The following is a 22,618-nucleotide window of genomic DNA, read 5'->3' as shown; positions in this document are numbered from 1 at the left end:
CCCCTATTTTATGAGACGATTAACGACGACCTTCCGCAATCGCTGAAACCGCTTGTAATTCTGCGGCTTCTTGCTCTTGCTGCTCTTGACGTTCACGAGCATCAAGAATTTTACCGTTAATCAAACCTTCTTCGATTTCGCGTAGTGCGATAACCGTCATTTTATCATTTTCTTCTGGTACTAAAGGATCTTTAGCGCCAACTTGTAACTGGCGCGCACGACGTGCTGCGACCAGAACGAGGTCAAAACGGTTACCAATTTTCTCTACAGCGTCTTGAACGGTTACGCGTGCCATATTTGTGTTACTCCACCATTAACGAAATGACTGGGCATAATACTGAAACTTATCTCAGTCTGCCAATAATTTGCTGATTAAATCACCATGTCGTAGTGTTTGACGATCAAGGCGTAATTTTTCTGAGCGAATGATTGATTGTAAATCAGCAAGCGCAGTATTGAAATCATCATTGATGAGCAAATAGTCATACTCATTAAAATGTTCCATCTCAGACACAGCTTGTGACATACGTTTAGCAATCACTTCTTCACTATCTTGCCCACGTCCGCGAAGTCGGCGGTAAAGCTCTTCTTTAGACGGTGGCAGAATAAAAATACTGCGAGCTTCAGGCATCTTTTTACGTACCTGCTGCGCACCTTGCCAATCGATATCTAAAAAGACATCAACGCCACTGGCTAAGATCTGTTTGATAACTTTACCCGATGTACCGTAATAGTTACCAAACACACAAGCGTGTTCGATAAAATCTCCACTTGCTATCATACTTTTAAATTCTTCTTCAGTGACAAAGAAGTAATGCTCACCATGGTTTTCTCCTGGTCTCATTGGGCGGGTAGTATGAGAGACAGAAACCTGTGTGTCATATAAAGGCTGTGTTTTTAATAAAGCCTGAATAAGACTTGATTTACCCGCACCGCTTGGAGCGGAAACAATATAAAGTGTTCCTTGGATCATGATGACTTTCTGAATTTGACTGGAGAATTAATATAAATGTATGTCTAGGGAGCAAATCCCCCTATAGTATACACATACCTCGAAGCACATACAGTGCCCTTGTTTAATACAGGGCTATTTTTTTCTTAATTCAGCTATTTTTTTGTTTTGAAATAAGAGAAAAATTGAGTAAGCCCAATATTAACATACAAATAACGTCTCAGTGATAGGAATTGCCTTTTATCATCATCGAGAAATAGATGATACTTTGAGATACCCCACAGAATCTACAATAATTGCTGTTGTTATTACTCCGTTTCGCTAATCTTGATTTTCATAATTAAATACGGGTAAGCCAAGCTTATAGCGGATAGCGAGTAGCCGAGCCGTGAGTCCGGCAACAAGCGTAATAATAATCACGACATCTTTAGGGAGTGGCGTGTAAAACAGTAATCCCATATAGAGCCAAGCGGCGCCAAATGCGACACCCGCATAGATCTCTTTTTGGAAGACGAGGGGAATGGTATTACACAGCATATCACGTAAAACGCCACCAAAAGCGCCGGTGATCACGGCTGCAATGGCAGCAATAATAGGACCATATTCCATATCGAGTGCAATTTGGGCACCGATAATAGAAAAAACCATCAATCCGATGGAGTCTAAAATGAGAAATAAGCGTCGTAGGTGTTTCATCATGGGGGCGACCCAAATAGTGATCACCGCTGCACAAGCTACTGTGACAATATACTCAGGGTGTTTGACCCAACCTAAAGGGTAGTGACCAAGAAGAATATCTCTTACTGAACCACCACCAATAGCAGTGGCTGATGCAATGATGATAACGCCAAAAACATCCATTTTACGGCGACCAGCGGCAAGTGCCCCTGTCATGGCTTCTGCGGTAATACCAATAATATAAAGAACACTAAGTAACATGATTTTTTAATTTTTTGACTGTTTAGTGAGGGTAGAGTAATCACCTTGCGAAAAAGTCTCGACTGAGTTTTTTTAGTGCCAGGTAAAATCAATTAGTTTTTATAATGTGGAAATTTATTTCCCGATAAGGATAACTATGTCTTTTCAGGAACAACAGATTACATTTGATAGTCGTCATCATCAGTTAACCAATATAAATGTTTGGACACCAGATAGCCAGTGGTTAGTTTATGATGTACGTCCCAATGGTGGATCTTTTACAGGATTAACCATAGAAAAAATTCATGCGAAAACAAAACAGCAACAGATAATTTACACCGCCACTCAAGGTGCTCATGTTGGGGTTGCCACAGTCAGCCCTGTGGCACCGGTGCGTTATGCTTTTATTCATGGCCCAGAAAATCCCGATGATTTATGGCATTATGATTTTCATCACCGTCGCGGTGTGATTGTTAATGAGCAGGAAGATCTTGGTGCAGTTAATATCGATGCTTGTTCCCTGACATTGCCTTATCAAGCTGGCGCGTTACGTGGTGGAACCCATGTGCATGTGTTTAGCCCTGATGGTACACGTTTAAGCTTTACTTATAATGATCACATAATGCATGAGTTAGGGCGCGAGTTCGATCAACGTAATGTTGCAATCGCAGTGCCACTCAAAGCCGTTAAAGTTGCGAAAAAGCACCCCCGTGAGTATGACGGTGAATATTTCTGTACCCTAATAAGCCAAACAGTCGCTTATCCACAAAAGGGCAGTGATGAAATTAATAAAGCCTATGAAGAGTGTTGGATAGGTAAACAAGGTTATACCAAAGCTGATGGCTCACAACAGCGTTGGGCTATTGCTTTTATTGGTGATACGGTCAGTGAAAGTGGTGAGAAGGTCGCTGATATCTTCTTAGTTGATTTGCCAGATGATGATCATGCTTTCAGTCTAGAAGGTGATAAACCTCTGGCAGGAACAGAGACGACGATGCCAGCTCCTGCACAAGGGATTGAACAAATCCGCTTGACGAATACCCACCATAGAAAATATCCCGGTGTTTTAAATCAACCTCGTCATTGGTTAAGAAGTTCACCGCAAGGAGATGCGATTGCTTTTCTGATGAAAGATGATAATGGTGTTGTCCAGCTATATACCGTTTCGCCAGCCACCAAAGCGATTAGACAGGTCACTTCACAGCAATGGGATATTCAATCTGCATTCACTTGGAGCTATAGCGGAGAATATCTCACCTTTATTTGTGATAATAGCGTGATGTTATGTAATGCTAAAACAGGTGAATTAACGCGATTAACTGATAAAACAGCACAAGCACCAAGTGGTGACGCAGTCGTATTTTCACCTAATGATCAGTATATTGCTTTTATGCGTGATATTGATGGTTATCGGCAAATATTTACGGTAGAAAGTGGGTTATAACGTTTTTTATTGTGAAAGGTAACTGATTTTGATGTTACCTTTTCTATTATTATTAATATACATATTATTTAAATAAAAATTAAAATATTTATTTGTCTTGATTCATTTTATTGGTTTTTATAAAGCTAATTGTCATGTTAAAGTTAACTTATTGTTTTAATAATAGTTATTAGAGATTAAAAATTAAATATATTTTAATGGATATAAAATATAACAATGGAATTAAATTTATGCTGGTGGAATATAGGAATATCTCCACCGACAAAATCAAAACAGAACGTCAAGACTGAAAAAGTTGGCTTAGCGAAAAAATATCTTGAAGAACTTATCATTAAAAAAACACTTGATATCATTGCGTTGAGTGAGGTTTCTGAAAACGAGAGCTACGCTTTTAAGCAGTTGGCAACTCAATTAAAAATGGGGTATATCGATCTCTCAGGAAAAATAGGCCGGATTATTATTGATATATCATTAATATATCAAATGAATAAACTAGAGTTTATTTCAAGTAAGTTTTTAACTAAACTCCAGCCTGATAATAGAATGGTAAGGGTAGGCGTTGCTGTTGTATTTAAAGAAATCGAACATCAAAAAATAATCACCCTTTTTTTATCACATTGGCCATCAATATTAAGTGCTAATGATACAACTCGAGAAGTGGCAGCTGCAGGATTAAGAAGTAGTATTAATAAACTCTTTGAAAATAATGGAGATGATGTTCAGTTTATTTGTATGGGGGATTATAATACAGAGCCTTATTCTAATGCGATGCTTAATATATTGTATGCGACAAGAGATTATCATTTAATAAAAAAGAAAAGAAAACTATTATTTAACCCATTTTGGTATCTCTTATCTGATAAGAAGACTAATAATTTAGGTACATATTATTATAATTCCGCATCTATTAATCGTTGGTATGTGTTTGATCAAATGATTTTTTCTTCATCATTTTTATATGGAAAAGAAGATTGTTTTAAATTAGATCTTGAACAGCTTGATTTTTATCGCGTCCTAAATGATGATAATCACTGCCTTGATGATATCTTTTTTAAGAAATTTGATCATTACCCCATATTTTGTAGGATCTTCCATGAATGATGAACATAAGATATTCGAAAAAATAAAAGCTTCACTCAATAGAGCATCTTTTATTATTGATCTACGAAGTAAGATAGAAGATAAAATCAGTGCAGTGGTCAAAAAGCTAGAAGTGATCACCAATAATAAAGTTAAGGTATCATTTGAAGATAATAATAAAAGTAATATTCATTTTATAAATAGTGAGCGCCTTGTTTATATTAATAATGCTGATTTAAGTAAAGAGGGTGGTTTTATACTATTTGGTTATAGCTTTAGTAAAATAAATGGCTTTCCTATTGAGATAGAAACGGAAATAGAATCTTTTCACGCAGAAGATATTGAAAATTTATTACATATTATTGTTAATATTATTGATAATGAGTCTATCAGGATCATCGAGCTTACTCATCATACTATTTATAATAAATTGATTAATCACCAATAAAAAACCGGCACTGCTTTCGCAATGTCGGTTTTTATTCTTTTGAGGAAACTAGATGAATAATATTTTTTTATCTATTAAATGCAGAAGTCGTAGTGCTGCACCATTGGGCTTAATTTCGTTTCTTTCCCACTTAGAAACGCTTTCTTTAGTCATATTCAATATCAAAGCAAGGGAAGATTGAGAGATATTATTTTGCTCACGGATCCTTTTTATATCTTCACCTGTCATAGGGGTAGGATGTTTATACTTAGCTTGTAATTCTTTCGCTTTTATTCTGGCGGCAATACGTTTAGTTGTACTGCCATCAGTGACTCCTGCATCTTCCATTTCTTGTGCAAATTTTAGCATTTCTTTCATTTTATCAGTCATATTTAACCTCTGTTAAAAGGCCTAGTGCAATCATTTTATCTATTTTATTTTGATTTGCATTGAAGAGATCTTTTGCTAGATCTTTATAGGACTCAAGTTCATCATCTGTGATCTCTTTGGTTTTTTTAGAGCTTAAACTCGATTTTTTCCAACCATCAGCAAAGAATAAATTATTCCCTTGCTTATAAAATATAATTGTTCTAATTCCGCTACTTTTACCTTTTCCTTGGATACAGGCACGTTTCTTGATAACACCACCACCTAGATCTGCCTCAAATTGTCCTGCAAGGACTTCGGTAGCGATAGCTATTAGTTCTGCATTCGTAAGCGTTATTTTTTTGAAACTATTTTTGAACATCTTTGTTTTATAAATAACCATCACGTCCTCTGTGGTAGTTTTTACTATAGTAAATTTTATCACTCAATCATAGAATGTAAATGGGTATTTTTTAATCGTTTTTTATTTTTATTTTAAGTAAAAAAACCAGCACTGCTTTCGCAATGCCGGTTTTATGTTGTTGTATGACTAAGTTTTATAACTTATTGTAAAACAGAAATATCAGCGACTTTTAAGAACAACTCGCGTAATTCATGTAGCATGGTTAAACGGTTGACACGAATTTCTTCGTCTTTATCCATTACCATCACTTTATCAAAGAAGTTATTCACAACATCACGTAAAGAGGCGAGTTCAACTAATGCTTCTTGGTATTTACGTTCAGCAAATAGAGGGGCTAGCTTATCTTGTAGCACAGAAAGATTAGCCGCTAGCTGAACTTCTTCAGGCGCTTTTAGCACCGAGGCTAATACTTTATCGTTGAGCTTAACATCTGCTGATTTTGCTAAGATATTAGAAACACGTTTATTGGCTTCGGCTAATGCAGCTGCTTCTTCTAAGGTTCGGAAGTAAGTAACGGCTTTTACACGAGCGTTAAAGTCAGCAGGTTGTGTTGGGCGGCGCGCTAATACCGCTTGAATAGTATCAATACTATAACCCAGCTCTTGATACCAAGCACGGAAACGACCTAGCATAAACTCTACGACATCACTGACGACATTTTGGTTCGTCAGTTTGTCACCATATAAGCGAGCCGCTTCTTGGGTTAATTCTTCAATATCTAATGGTAAATCTTGTTCAACAATAATACGTAGCACACCAAGGGCAGCACGACGTAAAGCGAAAGGATCTTTATCCCCTTTAGGATGTTGACCAATACCAAAGATACCTGCCAGCGTATCCATTTTTTCTGCTATAGCGACAGCACTTGCTACTGGATTAGATGGTAGTGCATCACCTGCAAAACGTGGTTGATATTGCTCTTTTAATGCGACAGCAACTTCTTCATCTTCACCATCATGGCGAGCATAATGCATCCCCATAACCCCTTGGGTATCGGTGAATTCAAACACCATATTGGTCATTAAGTCACATTTTGATAATAAACCAGCACGTGTTGCTTTATTGACATCAGCACCCATTTTCTCAGCAATAAAACCGGCGAGAGCTTGAATACGGTCTGTTTTGTCGCGTAGAGAGCCTAAATTTTTTTGGAAAAGAACAGTTTCAAGGCGTGGTAAGTTATCTTCTAAACGCTGTTTTCGGTCAGTTTTAAAGAAGAATTCCGCATCCGCTAAACGAGGGCGAACCACTTTTTCGTTACCACTGATTATCTGTTGAGGATCAGAGGATTCAATGTTAGAAACGAAAATAAAGTGAGGTAATAGCGCACCTTGTTTATCGTAAACAGGAAAATATTTCTGATCGCCTTTCATGGTGTAAACCAATGCTTCAGCCGGAACTTCAAGGAATTTTTCCTCAAATTTTGCCGTTAACACCACAGGCCATTCAACTAATGAAGTGACTTCTTCAACTAGGCTGTCACTTAAATCAGCGACACCACCTAGTTTTTCAGCCGCAAGACGTGCATCATGAAGAATGATGGATTTACGGTTTTCGTAATCGGCAATGACCTTACCACGTTCATAAAGGATTTCAGGGTACTGGTCTGCATTATCGATAGTAAATTCAGCTTCACCCATAAAACGGTGGCCACGAATAATACGAGCGCTTTGTACACCTAAGATTTCACCGTCAATGAGGGTATCACCCAATAATAAAGTAACAGTATGCACTGGACGCACAAAATGCGTTTCTTTATCACCCCAACGCATTAATTTAGGGATAGGCAGTTTTGCCAGTGCATTGCTTACCATACCAGCCAGTAGTTGGTTAACGGCTTCGCCTTTAACTTCAGCACGATAAAAGAGCCATTCACCTTTATCCGTTGATAAACGTTCCGCTTGGTCAACAGTGATGCCGTTACCTCTAGCCCAACCTTCTGCGGCTTTAGTTGGCTTACCTTCAGCATCAAATGCTTGCGCTATAGCAGGGCCTCGTTTTTCAACGATCCTATCTGCTTGAGATTTCGCCATATTCGCCACTTTGATGGCTAAACGACGAGGAGCGGCAAACCAAGATACATCACCATGAGTAATATTGGCGTTATCCAGTTCAGCCGTAAAATGGGTCGCAAAAGATTCGGCTAAAGAACGAAGCGCTTTCGGCGGTAACTCTTCTGTGCCGATTTCCACAAGGAAAGTCTCAGTTGTCATAATAGCCTCTTACTTTTTACACATAGGGAAACCAAGCGCCTCACGGGAAGCATAATAAGCTTCAGCGACGGCTTTGGTTAAAGTACGGATACGTAAAATATAGCGTTGACGCTCTGTAACAGAAATCGCTTTACGTGCATCCAATAAGTTAAAAGTGTGACCTGCTTTTAAGATACGTTCGTAAGCAGGTAAAGGCAGAGGTTTTTCTAACTCTAACAACTCACGAGCTTCTTTTTCATATTGTTCGAAACAAGAGAATAAGAAGTCAACATCTGCATATTCAAAGTTATAAGTTGATTGTTCCACTTCATTTTGGTGATAAATATCGCCGTAGGTGGTTTTACCTAGTGGGCCATCACACCAAACTAAGTCATAAACGCTATCAACGCCTTGAATGTACATTGCCAGACGCTCTAAACCGTAAGTAATTTCGCCAGTGACGGGTTTACACTCTAATCCGCCAACTTGTTGGAAATAGGTAAATTGCGTCACTTCCATGCCGTTGAGCCAAACTTCCCAGCCTAATCCCCAAGCACCTAATGTTGGGTTTTCCCAGTTATCTTCAACAAAACGAATATCATGGATAGTAGGATCTAATCCTAATTCTCTTAAAGAGCCAAGATAAAGCTCTTGGATGTTATCCGGTGATGGCTTGATGATAACTTGGAATTGGTAATAGTGCTGTAGACGGTTAGGGTTTTCACCGTAACGTCCGTCAGTTGGACGGCGTGATGGTTGAACATAAGCCGCTGCAATAGGCTCTGGACCTAATGCTCGTAAACAGGTCATTGGGTGTGAGGTACCTGCTCCTACTTCCATATCTAATGGTTGAACAATGGTACAGCCCTGACGAGCCCAATAATCCTGTAATGTCAGGATCAGCCCCTGAAAGGTTTTGGTATCAAACTTTTGCATGTTATATCCGCATGGCGATACATAGAATAAAAAGAAAGGTTTCAGTATACCTTCTAGACGAAAGATATACAGCAAGGAATACGGGCAATTTTCTCTTGATCAAAAAAATAGTGCCTTAATCGTTGTTATGACTATGCTCAAATAGCCAGAATGATTTTTTCTTAGTCTATTTACATGTGTTTTTATACAGTATATAAAGAGCGATATCAATTGTATGAATAACACCTATAAAGAACAAGGAATGTAGCAAATGAATAAACAACGTTGTGATTGGGTAACTCAAGATCCTGAATATCTCGCATACCATGATAATGAATGGGGAAAACCACAGCGAGATAAATACAAACTTTTTGAGATGATCTGCCTTGAAGGACAACAGGCAGGTTTGTCGTGGTATACCGTATTAAAGAAAAGAGCGGGATTTCGTCGTTGCTTTTTTGATTTTCGTCCTGAAAAAATAGCACTAATGACTGAAAAAGATGTGGAAACACTACTACAAGATCCGTCTATTATTCGTCATCGTGGCAAAATTAACGCCATTATCAATAATGCGCGTGCCTTTTTAGCGATGGAAGCTCAGGGTGAAGATTTCAGTGAATTTATTTGGCAATTTGTTGATGGAAAACCCATTGATAACCAGTGGCAGACTATTTCACAGGTTCCTGCTTTTACTGAAATTTCAGATGATATGGCTAAGGCGTTAAAGAAAAAAGGGTTTAAATTTGTTGGTACTACCACCTGTTATGCATTTATGCAAGCAGTAGGCATGGTTAACGATCATATACTCTGTTGTTTTTGTCGGCAATCTCAGCTGGAAAGTAGTATTAAATAGAAGAATACTAGTTTAGTTATCTTTAATTGGATTTAAAACTGAATTTATATTTCAATATTGGTTTTAAGGTTGGTGTTGATATTTAAGTATACATCTGTTAACGGTTGATGCTGAGTCCGGCTCACGGTATGGTGTTTATCTAATGAAAAACGACAAAGAAGATCCTGCAAAGATGACTCAACTATCACGATTTGGGCAAAAATTTGCTCGCCACTCAGGTATTTCTCGCTTGATGCAAGACTTAAATGAAGGAATACGTACACCAGAAGCGGTGATGTTAGGAGGAGGAAATCCTGCCCATATTCCTGAGATGGACAGCTATTTTCACCAATTATTACAAGAGATGGTGAATAATGGCTCATTAAGTGATGCCGTATGTAATTACGATGGGCCACAAGGTAAAGATGCGATGCTCAACGCCTTGGCTATTTGTTTAAAAGAAAAATTAGGATGGAATATTTCCGCTAAAAATATTGCGCTTACTAACGGCAGTCAAAGTGCTTTCTTTTATCTTTTTAATTTACTCGGTGGCCAATCTGCTGAGGGTAAAAAGCGCAAAATTCTTTTTCCCATCGCTCCGGAATATATTGGATATGCCGATGCCGGATTAGAAGAAGATTTGTTTGTTGCGAATAAACCCACTATTGAAATGCTACCTGATGGACAATTTAAATATCATGTAGATTTTGAACATTTAACGATAGGTGATGATATTAGTGCTATTTGTGTTTCTAGACCAACAAATCCAACAGGTAATGTGATCACTGATGATGAAGTAAAAAAGCTGGATGCCTTAGCGAAAAAACATGATATCCCACTGATTATTGATAATGCTTACGGCGTGCCCTTTCCGGGGATTATTTTTTCCCAAGCAACTCCCCACTGGAATGACAACACCATTCTTTGTATGAGCCTCTCTAAGCTAGGATTACCGGGGGCTCGTTGTGGCATTATTATCGCTAATGAAGAGCTTATTACTGCAATCACGAATGTGAATGGCATTATTAGTCTTGCCCCTGGAGGTATTGGCCCTGCGATGGCATTAGAAATGCTCAAACGTGATGATTTAATGCGATTATCCCAAGAGATAATTAGATCTTTTTATCATCAACGAGTACTTGAAACTATTGATATTATTCGTCGCTATCTACCTAAAGAGCGTTGCCTTATCCATAAACCGGAAGGGGCTATTTTCTTGTGGCTTTGGTTTAAAGATTTACCAATCTCAAGTGAAGAACTCTATCGGCGTTTAAAAAAACGTGGTGTATTGATGGTTCCTGGTCACTATTTCTTTCCAGGCTTAGAAGAGTCGTGGCAACATGCACATCAATGTATGCGAATGAATTATGTACCAGAGCCTGCATTAATTGAAAAAGGAATAAAGATCCTATCGGAAGAGATAGAACGATGCTTATCGCCAGAATAAATAAGTAATAAAAATGCCCCTTCAGCGAGAAGAAGGGGCAAAGACAATAACGAGGACTTTTGAGCATAAGTTTGACGGAAAGAAATTGATTACTAAAAGTTAGCAATCCGTCTCAATCTAAATTTCTTAGCACGAGCGCTATTAAAACAGATAATAATAAAATCGATGGCTTAAATAAGCCCCTTTTAAGCCCTTTATTATCCTTCTGTAAAGTGAAATTAAGCATTTGATAACAAATTGACTGCAACCATTTAATATATCTATTAAATTCGCTACAAAGCCCAAATAATCAGTGCCATTAGTTGTGGCGTGATGATACGTAAAAACATAGCTAAAGGATAAACCGTGGCATAAGAAAGTGCGGCTGCACCGCTATTTTGATGAATAGAATTAGCGAATGCTAGAGCGGGAGGATCAGTCATCGAGCCTGCAAGTACGCCACATAGGGTAAGGTAATTTAACTTAAAAACGAGACGAGCCATTATACCGACTATCAATAATGGGAGTAGTGTGATCGCGATACCATAGCCAATCCAACTTAACCCTTGTCCATATATTAAGGTATCAATAAACCCGCCACCGGAATTAAGGCCAACCACAGCCAAAAACATGACGATCCCGAGTTCACGTAGTGCAAGATTAGCACTTGGGGGCATAAACCAATAGAGTTTCCCGAAAGTACCAATACGGCCTAAAATCAAGGCCACGATCAGTGGCCCGCCAGCAAGACCTAATTTTAGTGCAACAGGGATCCCCGGAATAAAAATAGGGATAGAGCCTAATAAAACCCCTAAACCAATGCCAATAAAAACAGGCAACATCTGTACTTGTTCTAATTTTTGTCGTGCATTACCTAAAAGTACCGTAATTGCTTCTATGGCCCCAGGTCTACCCACAACATTTAAAATATCGCCAAACTGTAGCATACTGTTATTACTAGGAATTAATTCAATTCCAGCTCGATTTAATCGTGTGATAACAACATCATATTTTCTTTTTAAATCGAGATCTTTTAATCGTTTACTCAATACTGCGTCATTCGTGACAACAATGCGCACAGATTGTAATTGATGGGTTGAGGTAGAAAGTGAAGCATCTACTTCTTCGCCTAAAATAAGGCGAACCTTATTGAGATCTTCTCTTGAGCCGACAATATGCAGTAAATCGCCTAACTGAATAATAGTGGAAGGCATCGGAACCATAATATCGTCGCCACGTTTCAAACGTGAACAGACAAGGGCATCTTCATTGAGTAGTGGGATATCTTGCATTAATAAGCCATCTAAATTGGGATTGCGAATGGCAATGTTAATGGTATGCAGTGTCTCTTTAGTGCTGTTTTGCTGATGGTTAAAGTGTTTTGCTTCTCGCTCTATATTGATTTTAAATAGCACGCGAATAAACCACATGACCAAAAGAATGCCACAAATTCCCATGGGGTAAGCCATAGCATATCCCATTCCCATTTGACTGATTATGGCTGGATCAATATTAAGGTCGGTGAGGATTTGTTGCCCTGCACCTAATGAAGGCGTGTTCGTTACCGCACCAGAAAAAATGCCAAGAATAATGGGGAGTGGCACATTAAATAAGTGATAAATAAAGGCTGTTACTAGTGAACCAAGTAAAATAATCAAAATGGCAAAGGCATTGAGCTTAAGCCCAGATACACGTAAAGAAGAGAAAAAACCGGGGCCGACTTGGATACCAATGGTATATACAAAGAGGATAAGGCCGAATTCTTGAATAAAATGGAGTATCTGTGTGTTGAGCACCAGTCCATAACGTTGAGCTAAATGGCCGACAATAATCCCTCCAAACAGCACTCCGCCAATTCCTAAACTGACCCGATAGATTTTAACGTTACCTATCCAAAGTCCTAAGGCGCCTGCTAATGACAACATCACCATTGTTAATGCAATATCACTCATAAAACAGATCCTATGCCAAGTGAAATAGCCAAGTAACTCACTAGCTAAAACGATACATCTAGTTTGCCAAAAAGATAAAAAAACGCTGTGTCTTATTGCACAAATTCAGCATATATAACGATCAAAAAAATAAAAAAGATAAATATTCAGTTAAAATATTTATTTAAAATGAATAGGGTTGAATTTTAATATCAGTGAAACATAATAATTTATAACATCAGAATTATTATATAAAATGAGTTTATTTTTAGATTAAATTAATTACCTGTGTTATTAAAAATAAACCCCTTAGATGTTCTTTTTCTTGTCCTAACAAGGAAAACAGGTTTAACTATGTAATAAAGGTGTTTAACCCTAACGGCTTTTTATAGGTGCTCTATGAGATCCATAATCATTAACAAGTTAATACTAGCGACGTTTATGCTATCACTGACAGGGTGCTCAAGTGTTATGACGCATGCAGGCCCTAATAACGAGCTTTATTCAGGAACAAAAAATAACGTTAATATGCTTTCTGATGATGAAACAGGGTGGGCAATGAAACCGTTAGTTATTCTTGATCTTCCTTTTAGTGCGTTATTAGATACTTTATTGCTTCCTTATGATTATTATACACAACATGATGACAACAGTGATAATTCACCTAAAGAAAGGATAAAAAAATTAGGTAGCACTAATGATACACTTAATACTGGAAATAAAACCTAATTATTATAAATAAGACTAAATATAATCACTTATTTATTATTTAGTCATTATTTATATTTATTTTTTTGCTGTAGCTTCTTTTGGACCAAACATCTTGTTAAGGTTATCAAGCTCTTGCATTCCTTTTTCACAAATTGCTTTTTGCTCTTTTAGGGTGGAAGAACTGATCAACTTTTTATTTTGTTCAAAATTACCTTTTATTTCAGGCATGTTCTGTTTTAAGTCATCTCTTGTAGCAATATATTGTAAGAATTTATCGGCTTCTTTAAAGTAAACCCGACAAGTTTGTGATGTAGTCGCTTGGACTGAAAATGTGGTGACGAATAAAAGTAATGTGCTAATGCCCCAACGTGATTTCATGCTCTAAATTCACCTAACTGATTTGACATAGGGTAATTATATAAAAAGTGCATGAAATAAACGATAACAATAAAGAATAAATTTGTCATTTTTCATGATGTTTTCTGATAACTGTAAAGAAAAATAGCTGTTTCATATAACTTAAGTAAAAGTAGGGTTTATGATGCGGTTAATTTCAGCAATAGTGCTAATAAAAAGTTAAAAATCAGTCGTTTTGGTTGAAAACCATACGAACAGTTGGGAGATAAGAAAAAAGTATTGACGCTTTGGCTTTCAGGCAGTAAGATGCACCTCGTTTTCGGCGAGTAGCGCAGCCTGGTAGCGCAACTGGTTTGGGACCAGTGGGTCGGAGGTTCGAATCCTCTCTCGCCGACCATATTTAGAAACCCCGCTTTTTTAAAGCGGGGTTTTGTCGTTTTAAGGCATCTCTTTATAAATAATCGCTTATGATTTTTTACTCTCTGATCTGATAAGTCGACATAGTTGCATTATTGGTAACTGTGTAGGTAAGTCAGAGTAAAAAGACGGTTTTTATAAATCTTTTTTATTTCTCTTTACATATACATAGCACTCCTATTTCCGGTGATAAGAGTGTAAATTGAATGCGTATTGAGTTGTCTATTTTAATCTATTGTATTTTATGGTGTTGTGCTTTTTTTTCTGTAGCGAATGAAAGTCATATCGATCCCCCTGTACCAGTAGATTTACCGACAGAAACACAACTTAGAGATCAATTACTACAACAAAATGACAATGTCTCTTTAGTGAACTTAGCACCACAAAATAAAAGGGAATTTATCACACCTTCTGTACATTGTTTTTCAATCAAACAGGTAAAACTCCATCATCTCGATGAGTTTTCTTCCTCATCACTGCAACGCCAAGTGGCAAAATGGCAAGCTGAATTAGTTGGGCATTGTCAGTCACAGGCATTGTTAGAACAAGATATCAATATTCTGAATGCGCTGCTTTATGATGCAGGTTATGTGACCAGTGAGGTGGGTAAAGTTGATCTTTATGCCGATGACGAGGTATTGGATATCACATTAAATGTCGGGAGAGTGCAAGACATTGTTTCCGAAGCCCCGACAGATAAACGCTATTTGATTTCACAGGCAGTGCCTGTCAAAAAAGGTGATATTTTAAACGTTAAAGATATTGAACAGGGGGCTGACAATTTCAGATCCCGTCCTAATAGTAATGTCAAAATTCAGATAGAACCCTCGTCAAAAGAACATGAGTCAATTATTTCTCTTTCTCAAGTGGGAAAAAGGACAATGGCAGGCTCGGTATCGATTGATAATAAGGAGCAGAAAATTTACGGAGATCTATTTGGTACTACAAGGCTAAGCTTTGGTAATCTAGCGCAACTTAATGATACTTTAATGGTTATTCTTTCAAGTCAACTCGATACCTTAAAATCAAGAGGCATCAAAAAGCAGATCTTTTTATGGCAAGTACCTTATCATTATTGGCGTGCGACATTATTTGGTTATGATATTGGTTCAAAAATGAGAGTCTCTGAAGTGACAAAAGAGTTACAAAAAACGCGTCAACAGCTTCTTTCTTTTGAGATCCAGCGCCAATTTAGACCTTCAACACAGCGTACGGTGACTTTAAGTGGTGGAATACAATATTACACTTATCGCAATGAAGTGTCAGGCTATCGCTTATCAGTCCATGAGCGTCGCAGTCCTTATGTTAATGCGGGTATTGAGCAAAATTATCGCTTTATGAGAGGGGGTTACCTTAATGCTAAACTTCATTATAAGCAGAGTGTTTTTATTCCTGGCGCAAGACTATCACCGATAGATTCCCTTAATGGTGTACCCATTTTTAATCTTAATTTTGATGCATTAATTCCTTTTAAAATCACTTCACAGCAATTTTTTTATCAACCAGAAATGATATTTCAACTGACTCGCTCAGATATTGATGGATTACTTGATAAAGCAACCATTGGTGGTCTGTATAGCGTGTATGGTTTTGAGTCCGGCAAAGGTTATTCTGATGCCAATCAGTTTGTTTCCCGACATAAAGTTACTTGGCTTACACCCTTGAATAACCAAATGCTATTTTCCGCCATAGATTATGGTTCCGTTTCAGAAGATAGAAAAAAAATTTTTTATAATAAAAATAAATATTTAGTTGGTGCGGCAATAGGATTAGAAGGTAGCTTTAAGAAACTAAGTTATCAGTTAGTATGGAGCATACCGTTATCAGCCCCTTCTAGTCGAGAAGCAACAGGATCGCAGTTTAATTTTAATACCCAATTTAACTTCTGATTATGGTGATTTATTTTATATTTTTTACTACTGTTTTTATAAATTATTTAATAAATAACTATAGATTATTGGCTTATATAGCATACTAGTAGTCAAAGAGAGAAAAAGGTATTTTTCTCTCTTTGGATTAACGGAGTATTGCGCTGATTATCTTCTATATACTGGTGTTATTCTTCGCTACTAACAGAATAAACCACCCACTTCTTTGTTTCATTTCAATATATTCGTTTAATATTTAAGCGTTCAATCACAAAATATCGTTTTTTTTTAAATAGTCATTTAACTTAAGACTTACTTAATGTGTGGTTTAATTCTCTACCATTAAATCAATTTGTCCAATTTTTATCCTGTAATTGTTTGGTATTTGTTTCGTTTATGTTTGCAACTTGTTCATTTTGGCGTAAAGCCCCTTATTGACGGAAACGAATACAGTTGGTTAATTGAACAATGACAAAATAAAAAGGTATTCCGTTTTTAAACAGGAAACCAAAAAACACAACAGAATAATGACGGAGAATAATGATGAGAAGCTCCAAAAAACAGACAGGGTTGCTAACCGCTACAATCGGCTTACTCGCTTTGGCTATTTCAGCGGGTGTGCAAGCGAAAACATTAGTGTACTGTTCAGAAGGCTCACCGGAAGGATTTAACCCCCAACTATTTACCTCAGGTACGACTTATGACGCAAGCTCAGTACCGCTTTATGATCGCTTAGTTGAGTTTAAACTCGGCACCACTGAAATTACTCCCGGCTTAGCTGAAAGTTGGGAAGTGAGCGATGATGGTAAGGTGTATACTTTCCATTTACGTAAAGGGGTTAGTTGGCATAGCAACAAAGAGTTTAAGCCCACTCGTGAATTTAACGCAGATGATGTGATATATACATTTATGCGTCAAATGGATCCAAATCATCCTTATCATAAAGTCTCTGGTGGAAGTTATGAATATTTCACTGGGATGGATATGAATAATATGATCGAGAAGATCGAAAAAGTGGATGACAATACGGTTCGCTTTGTACTTACCCGTTCAGAAGCGCCTTTCTTGGCTGATATGGCAATGGACTTCGCATCTATTCTTTCTGCCGAGTATGCAGATAATATGATGAAAGCAGGGACTCCTGAGAAAGTGGATCTCAATCCTATTGGTACGGGACCTTTCCAACTGCAACAATATCAAAAAGACTCACGTATTCTTTATAAAGCAAATGATAAATATTGGGGGAAAAAACCTGATATAGATCGTTTAGTTTTCTCTATTACGCCAGATGCCTCAGTTCGTTATGCCAAATTACAAAAGAACGAATGTCAGGCAATGCCTTACCCAAATCCTGCTGATATCGCCAAGATGAAACAAAATAAAGATATCCAGCTACTGGAACAACCCGGATTAAACGTGGGGTATATCTCTTTTAATGTGGAGAAAAAACCGCTCGATAACCAAAAAGTACGCCAAGCATTAAGTATGGCGGTGAATAAAGACGCCATTATTGAAGCTGTCTATCAAGGCGCAGGCCAGAAAGCGAAGAATCTTATTCCACCGACAATGTGGGGTTATAACGATGACATCGTCGATTATGAATATAACCCGGAAAAAGCCAAAGCACTGTTAAAAGAAGCCGGCCTTGCAGATGGCTTTACTATCGATTTATGGGCGATGCCAGTGCAACGACCATATAACCCTAATGCCCGCCGTATGGCTGAAATGGTACAAGCTGACTGGGAAAAAATTGGTGTGAAAACCAAGATCGTTAGTTATGAGTGGGGTGAATATCTGAAACGTGCTAAATCAGGTGAACACCAAGCAGTAATGATGGGCTGGACGGGAGATAACGGTGATCCTGATAACTTTTTTGCCACACTGTTTAGTTGCGCTGCGAAAGAGCAAGGCTCTAACTACTCGAAATGGTGTTATAAGCCGTTTGAAGATCTGATCCAGCCTGCGCGGATCACGGCAGATCACGATAAGCGTGTTGAGTTATATAAGCAAGCTCAAGTGGTGATGCATGACCAAGCGCCAGCATTGATTATTGCTCACTCCACGGTATATGAACCAATCAGTAAAAAAGTAGAGAACTATGTGGTCGACCCATTAGGTAAACACCACTTTAATAATGTCTCTCTAAAATAGTCGTGATATTAACGAGCTGAGTTATCTTTACCACGGTACTTCTCTGAGCGTTTAGAGAAGTACCGCTATCCAATAATAATCAATACATTCAGTACACTGTGAGCGCAGGGGCTTTCCCCTGATTTATCAGCGCTATCTTTTAGCTGATGTGTAAAAAGAGAATTAGGATATGCTGCAATTTATCCTTCAGCGTTTGGGGCTCGTGATCCCAACGTTTATCGGAATTACGTTATTAACCTTTATTTTTGTCCATCTTATTCCGGGTGATCCGGTCATGATTATGGCGGGAGAGCGTGGATTATCACCAGAGCGTCACGCTTATTTAATGGCGGAATTAGGACTAGATAAACCGCTATGGCAACAATATTTAAATTACCTTAACGGCATTATGCACGGTGATTTAGGTATTTCACTAAAAAGTCGTATTCCTGTCTGGGATGAATTTTTGCCACGATTTAAAGCAACCTTAGAGCTAGGTATTTGTGCCATGATTTTTGCTGTTTCAGTGGGCATTCCCGTTGGGGTGCTTGCGGCAGTAAAACGAGGTTCTATTTTTGATCATACGGCAATCAGTGTGTCACTTGCAGGATATTCTATGCCTATCTTCTGGTGGGGGATCATGCTGATTATGCTCGTTTCAGTGAAGCTTGATCTAACACCTGTATCAGGCCGATTGGCGGATAGTGTCTTTCTAGATGATAGCTATCCACTAACGGGATTTATGTTGATTGATACGCTCTTTTGGGGGGAAGAAGGTGATTTTCTTGATGCGCTACACCATATTATTTTACCGGCCATTGTGCTTGGGACTATTCCATTAGCGGTTATTGTGCGCATGACGCGTTCGGCAATGTTGGAAGTATTGGGAGAAGATTATATTCGCACTGCCAGAGCAAAAGGATTAAGTCGTGCACGAGTGATTTTGATCCATGCATTACGTAACGCAATGTTACCTGTTGTGACGGTGATTGGTTTACAAGTTGGTACGATGCTAGCCGGAGCGATACTGACAGAAACTATTTTTTCATGGCCGGGTTTAGGTCGCTGGTTAATTGATGCTCTACAACGTCGAGACTACCCTGTTGTTCAAGGGGGAGTATTGCTCATTGCCACTATGATCATTTTCGTGAATCTATTAGTGGATGTGCTATATGGCATTGTTAACCCACGTATCCGTCATAAGAAATAAGGAGTGCATCATGGCTGAAAATAACGTAACACCGGTCATTAGTGCACCGGTGCCAATGACCCCCTTTCAAGAGTTTTGGCACTATTTCAAACAAAATAAAGGGGCGGTTGTTGGCTTAATTTATATTGTCATTATGCTGTTGATAGCTGCCCTTGCAGGCGTTTTAGCGCCTCATGCACCTAATGAGCAGTTTCGTGAGTTTCTTCTAACGCCCCCTGTATGGCAAGAAGGAGGAAGCTGGAGTTTTATTTTAGGTACTGATGATGTTGGGCGGGATATTCTCTCTCGCTTAATGTATGGTGCGCGTCTTTCATTACTCGTTGGTTGCATTGTCGTTATACTTTCACTGATTTTAGGCATTATTTTAGGTTTAATGGCCGGCTATTTTGGTGGCATCGTTGATATCGCCATTATGCGCGTAGTCGATATTATGCTGGCATTACCCAGTCTTTTATTAGCATTAGTGTTAGTGGCTATTTTTGGGCCTTCGATTATTAATGCTTCAATCGCTTTAACCTTTGTTGCCCTACCTCATTATGTTCGACTGACGCGTGCGGCAGTGTTAACAGAAATTAACCGTGATTATGTTGTGGCGTCTCGTGTTGCGGGAGCAGGCTCTATACGCCAAATGTTTATCAATATCTTGCCTAACTGCCTTGCTCCTTTAATTGTGCAAGCCTCTTTAGGTTTTTCTAATGCCATCTTAGATATGGCTGCCTTAGGTTTTTTGGGAATGGGCGCACAGCCACCGACACCAGAATGGGGAACCATGTTATCTGATGTACTGCAATTTACCCAAAGTGCATGGTGGGTAGTGACTTTTCCGGGGTTAGCTATTTTGTTGACGGTTTTAGCCTTTAACTTAATGGGTGACGGTCTACGAGATGCACTCGATCCAAAATTAAAGCAGTAACGGAGTAAGAGCATGGCGTTATTAAATATAAATCAATTATCAGTTCACTTTGGTGATGAAGATACTCCGTTTAAAGCGGTAGACCGGATCAGTTATCAAGTAGAAGAAGGTCAAGTGGTGGGCATTGTTGGCGAGTCTGGCTCAGGGAAATCAGTTAGTTCATTAGCGATTATGGGGCTTATTGATTTTCCCGGTCGAGTATCAGCAGAAGCCTTGCAATTTGATGGACGTGATCTGATGCAAATTTCTGAATCTGAACGTCGTGATTTGGTTGGTGCTGAGGTTGCCATGATATTTCAAGATCCGATGACAAGCCTTAACCCTTGTTTTACGGTCGGTTATCAAATTATGGAGGCCCTCAAAGTTCATCAAGGAGGAAGTCATCGTACGCGTAAACAGCGGGCGATTGATCTATTAACGCTGGTGGGTATTCCTGATCCCGCATCACGTTTAAATGTTTATCCTCATCAACTGTCGGGTGGAATGAGCCAACGGGTGATGATTGCGATGGCAATTGCTTGCCAACCTAAATTATTGATTGCTGATGAGCCAACTACTGCTCTTGATGTCACCATTCAAGCGCAAATTATCGAGCTATTACTTGAATTACAAAAACAAGAAAATATGGCGTTAGTGTTAATTACTCATGATTTGGCATTAGTCGCAGAAGCTGCAGATACCATTATTGTGATGTATGCAGGGCAAGTTGTTGAATCAGGCCTCGCAACAGAAATTTTCAAAGCGCCTCGCCATCCTTATACGCAAGCTTTATTAAAAGCATTACCTGAATTTGCGAGTGATAAAGCTCGGCTTGAGTCATTACCGGGCGTGGTTCCGGGACGTTATGATAGACCGATGGGGTGCTTACTTAATCCTCGTTGCCCCTATGCACAGGATACTTGTTTTCAGATAGAGCCCGAATTGAAAGAGATAGGTAAACATCGAGTGAAATGTCATACACCATTGGATGATACAGGGAGACCAACATATGGCTAATGTTAATCCGAATACTGCAGTGCCTTTATTAAAAGCGGTTAATCTTGCCAAATATTACAGCGTTAAAGGTGGACTTTTTACGAAGGAAAAAACCGTTAAGGCACTAGATGGCGTCTCTTTTGAGCTCGAGCGAGGAAAAACGTTAGCCGTGGTTGGAGAGTCTGGCTGTGGTAAGTCTACTTTAGGTCGATTATTAACGATGATTGAAGTACCAACCTCAGGAGAGCTTTCATATCAAGGGCAAAATTTATTAGTTAAAGATAAATCTGCGGAAAAATTACGGCGCCAAAAGATCCAAATTGTCTTTCAAAATCCTTATGGATCATTAAATCCACGTAAGAAAGTGGGGCAAATATTAGAAGAGCCTCTATTAATTAATACCACGTTAAGTGCACAAGATCGTAAAGAAAAAGTACTTTCTATGATGGCGAAAGTAGGTTTAAAGGCTGAGCACTATAGTCGTTACCCGCATATGTTTTCAGGAGGACAACGCCAACGTATTGCTATCGCCCGTGGTTTAATGCTTGAACCTGATATTGTGGTTGCTGATGAGCCTGTATCTGCCCTAGACGTTTCTGTGCGAGCTCAGGTGCTTAATTTAATGATGGATCTCCAGCAAGAGATGGGACTTTCTTATGTTTTTATTTCCCATGATCTTTCCGTTGTTGAACATATTGCAGATGAAGTGGTGGTGATGTATTTAGGGCGCTGTGTTGAAAAGGGCACTAAAACACAGATATTTGAAAACCCACAACATCCTTACACCCAAGCGTTATTATCAGCAACACCAAGATTAACACCGACATTAAGGCGAGAGAGAATTAAATTAACGGGTGAATTACCTAGTCCGTTAAATCCACCACCAGGATGTGCTTTTGCTGCTCGTTGTCGGCGCGCATTTGGAATGTGTACACAATTACAACCGACTTTAAAAGAGTATCATGGGCAGTTGATTGCTTGTTTTGCCGTAGAGCAAGATCACGGCGAGTTTTAATCAATAGATTGATAAATTTGGTTTATAAAATAAGAACAATGATATTATATGTTGTTCTTATTTTTATATGACTAGCGTTTCTTATTATTTAGTCTCCCTTTAAATTTACTAAATA

The 22,618-nt window shown here is 38.5% G+C and carries 21 protein-coding genes and 1 tRNA gene; 13 read left to right on the top strand and 9 right to left on the bottom strand.

Going from position 1 to position 22,618, the window contains the following annotated elements:
- Positions 1 to 19 precede the first annotated feature (19 nt).
- From rpoZ to PMI_RS14140, 3 genes are all read right to left on the bottom strand, one after another.
- Positions 20 to 295: a DNA-directed RNA polymerase subunit omega gene (rpoZ, locus tag PMI_RS14150; protein ID WP_004246820.1), complete on the bottom strand. Its 276-nt coding sequence runs from the start codon at positions 293 to 295 to the stop codon at positions 20 to 22.
- A gap of 54 nt (positions 296 to 349) precedes the next feature.
- Positions 350 to 973, bottom strand: a complete 624-nt coding sequence (gmk, locus tag PMI_RS14145) for a guanylate kinase (protein ID WP_004246821.1) — start codon at positions 971 to 973, stop codon at positions 350 to 352.
- Between the two features lie 300 nt (positions 974 to 1,273).
- Complete coding sequence (locus PMI_RS14140) at positions 1,274 to 1,891, bottom strand: trimeric intracellular cation channel family protein (protein WP_004246822.1); 618 nt, start codon at positions 1,889 to 1,891, stop codon at positions 1,274 to 1,276.
- 136 nt (positions 1,892 to 2,027) lie between these two features.
- On the opposite strand from PMI_RS14140, the gene PMI_RS14135 reads away from it, so the two are divergent.
- From PMI_RS14135 to PMI_RS14125, 3 genes are all read left to right on the top strand, one after another.
- A complete protein-coding gene (locus PMI_RS14135) occupies positions 2,028 to 3,314 on the top strand; it encodes a YidR family protein (protein ID WP_012368527.1) in 1,287 nt (428 codons plus the stop codon).
- A gap of 216 nt (positions 3,315 to 3,530) precedes the next feature.
- Complete coding sequence (locus tag PMI_RS14130) at positions 3,531 to 4,415, top strand: endonuclease/exonuclease/phosphatase family protein (RefSeq protein ID WP_012368526.1); 885 nt, start codon at positions 3,531 to 3,533, stop codon at positions 4,413 to 4,415.
- On the top strand, positions 4,408 to 4,842 hold the full coding sequence (locus PMI_RS14125) for a hypothetical protein (protein WP_004246827.1): 435 nt from the start codon (positions 4,408 to 4,410) through the stop codon (positions 4,840 to 4,842). Before PMI_RS14130 ends, PMI_RS14125 begins: the two co-directional genes overlap by 8 nt.
- Before the next feature lie 48 nt (positions 4,843 to 4,890).
- Here the strand turns inward: PMI_RS14125 and PMI_RS14120 are convergent, their stop codons facing one another.
- The 4 genes from PMI_RS14120 to glyQ form a co-directional block, all read right to left on the bottom strand.
- Positions 4,891 to 5,211: a helix-turn-helix domain-containing protein gene (locus PMI_RS14120; RefSeq protein ID WP_004246828.1), complete on the bottom strand. Its 321-nt coding sequence runs from the start codon at positions 5,209 to 5,211 to the stop codon at positions 4,891 to 4,893.
- Positions 5,204 to 5,590: a type II toxin-antitoxin system RelE/ParE family toxin gene (locus PMI_RS14115; protein ID WP_004249093.1), complete on the bottom strand. Its 387-nt coding sequence runs from the start codon at positions 5,588 to 5,590 to the stop codon at positions 5,204 to 5,206. The genes PMI_RS14120 and PMI_RS14115 overlap by 8 nt, the downstream gene beginning before the upstream one ends.
- Before the next feature lie 161 nt (positions 5,591 to 5,751).
- The gene (gene glyS, locus PMI_RS14110; RefSeq protein WP_012368525.1) at positions 5,752 to 7,824 is read right to left on the bottom strand and encodes a glycine--tRNA ligase subunit beta; all 2,073 of its coding nucleotides are present in this window, start codon (positions 7,822 to 7,824) and stop codon (positions 5,752 to 5,754) included.
- Positions 7,825 to 7,833: 9 nt separating this feature from the next.
- Complete coding sequence (glyQ, locus tag PMI_RS14105; RefSeq protein ID WP_004246832.1) at positions 7,834 to 8,739, bottom strand: glycine--tRNA ligase subunit alpha; 906 nt, start codon at positions 8,737 to 8,739, stop codon at positions 7,834 to 7,836.
- Between the two features lie 250 nt (positions 8,740 to 8,989).
- Here glyQ and PMI_RS14100 point away from each other — a divergent pair, with 250 nt between their 5' ends.
- Together PMI_RS14100 and PMI_RS14095 are read left to right on the top strand one after the other, a co-directional pair.
- Positions 8,990 to 9,571, top strand: a complete 582-nt coding sequence (locus tag PMI_RS14100) for a DNA-3-methyladenine glycosylase I (protein ID WP_012368524.1) — start codon at positions 8,990 to 8,992, stop codon at positions 9,569 to 9,571.
- Positions 9,572 to 9,743: 172 nt separating this feature from the next.
- The gene (locus PMI_RS14095; RefSeq protein ID WP_012368523.1) at positions 9,744 to 10,997 is read left to right on the top strand and encodes a valine--pyruvate transaminase; all 1,254 of its coding nucleotides are present in this window, start codon (positions 9,744 to 9,746) and stop codon (positions 10,995 to 10,997) included.
- Positions 10,998 to 11,269: 272 nt separating this feature from the next.
- Here PMI_RS14095 and PMI_RS14090 read toward each other — a convergent pair whose 3' ends face one another.
- Entirely contained in the window at positions 11,270 to 12,928 is a 1,659-nt protein-coding gene (locus PMI_RS14090; protein WP_004250064.1) for a putative transporter, read from the bottom strand.
- A 378-nt stretch (positions 12,929 to 13,306) separates the two neighbouring features.
- On the opposite strand from PMI_RS14090, the gene PMI_RS14085 reads away from it, so the two are divergent.
- The gene (locus tag PMI_RS14085; RefSeq protein WP_004246836.1) at positions 13,307 to 13,636 is read left to right on the top strand and encodes a YceK/YidQ family lipoprotein; all 330 of its coding nucleotides are present in this window, start codon (positions 13,307 to 13,309) and stop codon (positions 13,634 to 13,636) included.
- 57 nt (positions 13,637 to 13,693) lie between these two features.
- Here PMI_RS14085 and PMI_RS14080 read toward each other — a convergent pair whose 3' ends face one another.
- Positions 13,694 to 13,996, bottom strand: a complete 303-nt coding sequence (locus tag PMI_RS14080; RefSeq protein ID WP_004250065.1) for a DUF5339 family protein — start codon at positions 13,994 to 13,996, stop codon at positions 13,694 to 13,696.
- 299 nt (positions 13,997 to 14,295) lie between these two features.
- Between PMI_RS14080 and PMI_RS14075 the strand changes: the two genes are divergently transcribed.
- From PMI_RS14075 to dppF, 7 genes are all read left to right on the top strand, one after another.
- A tRNA-Pro gene (locus PMI_RS14075) sits at positions 14,296 to 14,372 on the top strand.
- A gap of 226 nt (positions 14,373 to 14,598) precedes the next feature.
- A complete protein-coding gene (locus tag PMI_RS14070) occupies positions 14,599 to 16,281 on the top strand; it encodes a ShlB/FhaC/HecB family hemolysin secretion/activation protein (protein WP_012368522.1) in 1,683 nt (560 codons plus the stop codon).
- A 522-nt stretch (positions 16,282 to 16,803) separates the two neighbouring features.
- On the top strand, positions 16,804 to 18,411 hold the full coding sequence (gene dppA / locus PMI_RS14065) for a dipeptide ABC transporter periplasmic-binding protein DppA (RefSeq protein ID WP_004249098.1): 1,608 nt from the start codon (positions 16,804 to 16,806) through the stop codon (positions 18,409 to 18,411).
- 169 nt (positions 18,412 to 18,580) lie between these two features.
- Entirely contained in the window at positions 18,581 to 19,600 is a 1,020-nt protein-coding gene (dppB, locus tag PMI_RS14060) for a dipeptide ABC transporter permease DppB (protein WP_004246841.1), read from the top strand.
- 10 nt (positions 19,601 to 19,610) lie between these two features.
- The gene (dppC, locus tag PMI_RS14055; protein WP_004249100.1) at positions 19,611 to 20,513 is read left to right on the top strand and encodes a dipeptide ABC transporter permease DppC; all 903 of its coding nucleotides are present in this window, start codon (positions 19,611 to 19,613) and stop codon (positions 20,511 to 20,513) included.
- Between the two features lie 12 nt (positions 20,514 to 20,525).
- Positions 20,526 to 21,509, top strand: a complete 984-nt coding sequence (dppD, locus tag PMI_RS14050) for a dipeptide ABC transporter ATP-binding protein (RefSeq protein WP_012368521.1) — start codon at positions 20,526 to 20,528, stop codon at positions 21,507 to 21,509.
- Positions 21,502 to 22,503 (top strand): dipeptide ABC transporter ATP-binding subunit DppF, encoded by a 1,002-nt coding sequence (gene dppF / locus PMI_RS14045; protein ID WP_004249101.1) that lies wholly within the window; start codon positions 21,502 to 21,504, stop codon positions 22,501 to 22,503. The genes dppD and dppF overlap by 8 nt, the downstream gene beginning before the upstream one ends.
- Positions 22,504 to 22,618: the final 115 nt, after the last annotated feature.

It is taken from the genome of Proteus mirabilis HI4320, from assembly GCF_000069965.1.
GTDB classification, from domain to species: domain Bacteria; phylum Pseudomonadota; class Gammaproteobacteria; order Enterobacterales; family Enterobacteriaceae; genus Proteus; species Proteus mirabilis.
This window is presented reverse-complemented; position numbering and strand designations above follow the sequence as displayed.

Bases quoted from the DNA above. Each gene is read 5' to 3' on its own strand.
- PMI_RS14140 (WP_004246822.1), bottom strand. From the start codon at position 1,891: ATGTTACTTAGTGTTCTTTATATTATTGGTATTACCGCAGAAGCCATG.
- PMI_RS14080 (WP_004250065.1), bottom strand. From the start codon at position 13,996: ATGAAATCACGTTGGGGCATTAGCACATTACTTTTATTCGTCACCACA.
- PMI_RS14085 (WP_004246836.1), top strand. From the start codon at position 13,307: ATGAGATCCATAATCATTAACAAGTTAATACTAGCGACGTTTATGCTA.
- glyQ (WP_004246832.1), bottom strand. From the start codon at position 8,739: ATGCAAAAGTTTGATACCAAAACCTTTCAGGGGCTGATCCTGACATTA.
- PMI_RS14115 (WP_004249093.1), bottom strand. From the start codon at position 5,590: ATGGTTATTTATAAAACAAAGATGTTCAAAAATAGTTTCAAAAAAATA.
- dppD (WP_012368521.1), top strand. From the start codon at position 20,526: ATGGCGTTATTAAATATAAATCAATTATCAGTTCACTTTGGTGATGAA.
- dppF (WP_004249101.1), top strand. From the start codon at position 21,502: ATGGCTAATGTTAATCCGAATACTGCAGTGCCTTTATTAAAAGCGGTT.
- PMI_RS14125 (WP_004246827.1), top strand. From the start codon at position 4,408: ATGAATGATGAACATAAGATATTCGAAAAAATAAAAGCTTCACTCAAT.
- PMI_RS14090 (WP_004250064.1), bottom strand. From the start codon at position 12,928: ATGAGTGATATTGCATTAACAATGGTGATGTTGTCATTAGCAGGCGCC.
- dppA (WP_004249098.1), top strand. From the start codon at position 16,804: ATGAGAAGCTCCAAAAAACAGACAGGGTTGCTAACCGCTACAATCGGC.
- PMI_RS14070 (WP_012368522.1), top strand. From the start codon at position 14,599: ATGCGTATTGAGTTGTCTATTTTAATCTATTGTATTTTATGGTGTTGT.
- PMI_RS14100 (WP_012368524.1), top strand. From the start codon at position 8,990: ATGAATAAACAACGTTGTGATTGGGTAACTCAAGATCCTGAATATCTC.
- dppC (WP_004249100.1), top strand. From the start codon at position 19,611: ATGGCTGAAAATAACGTAACACCGGTCATTAGTGCACCGGTGCCAATG.
- PMI_RS14120 (WP_004246828.1), bottom strand. From the start codon at position 5,211: ATGACTGATAAAATGAAAGAAATGCTAAAATTTGCACAAGAAATGGAA.
- gmk (WP_004246821.1), bottom strand. From the start codon at position 973: ATGATCCAAGGAACACTTTATATTGTTTCCGCTCCAAGCGGTGCGGGT.
- PMI_RS14130 (WP_012368526.1), top strand. From the start codon at position 3,531: ATGGAATTAAATTTATGCTGGTGGAATATAGGAATATCTCCACCGACA.
- PMI_RS14135 (WP_012368527.1), top strand. From the start codon at position 2,028: ATGTCTTTTCAGGAACAACAGATTACATTTGATAGTCGTCATCATCAG.
- dppB (WP_004246841.1), top strand. From the start codon at position 18,581: ATGCTGCAATTTATCCTTCAGCGTTTGGGGCTCGTGATCCCAACGTTT.
- glyS (WP_012368525.1), bottom strand. From the start codon at position 7,824: ATGACAACTGAGACTTTCCTTGTGGAAATCGGCACAGAAGAGTTACCG.
- rpoZ (WP_004246820.1), bottom strand. From the start codon at position 295: ATGGCACGCGTAACCGTTCAAGACGCTGTAGAGAAAATTGGTAACCGT.
- PMI_RS14095 (WP_012368523.1), top strand. From the start codon at position 9,744: ATGACTCAACTATCACGATTTGGGCAAAAATTTGCTCGCCACTCAGGT.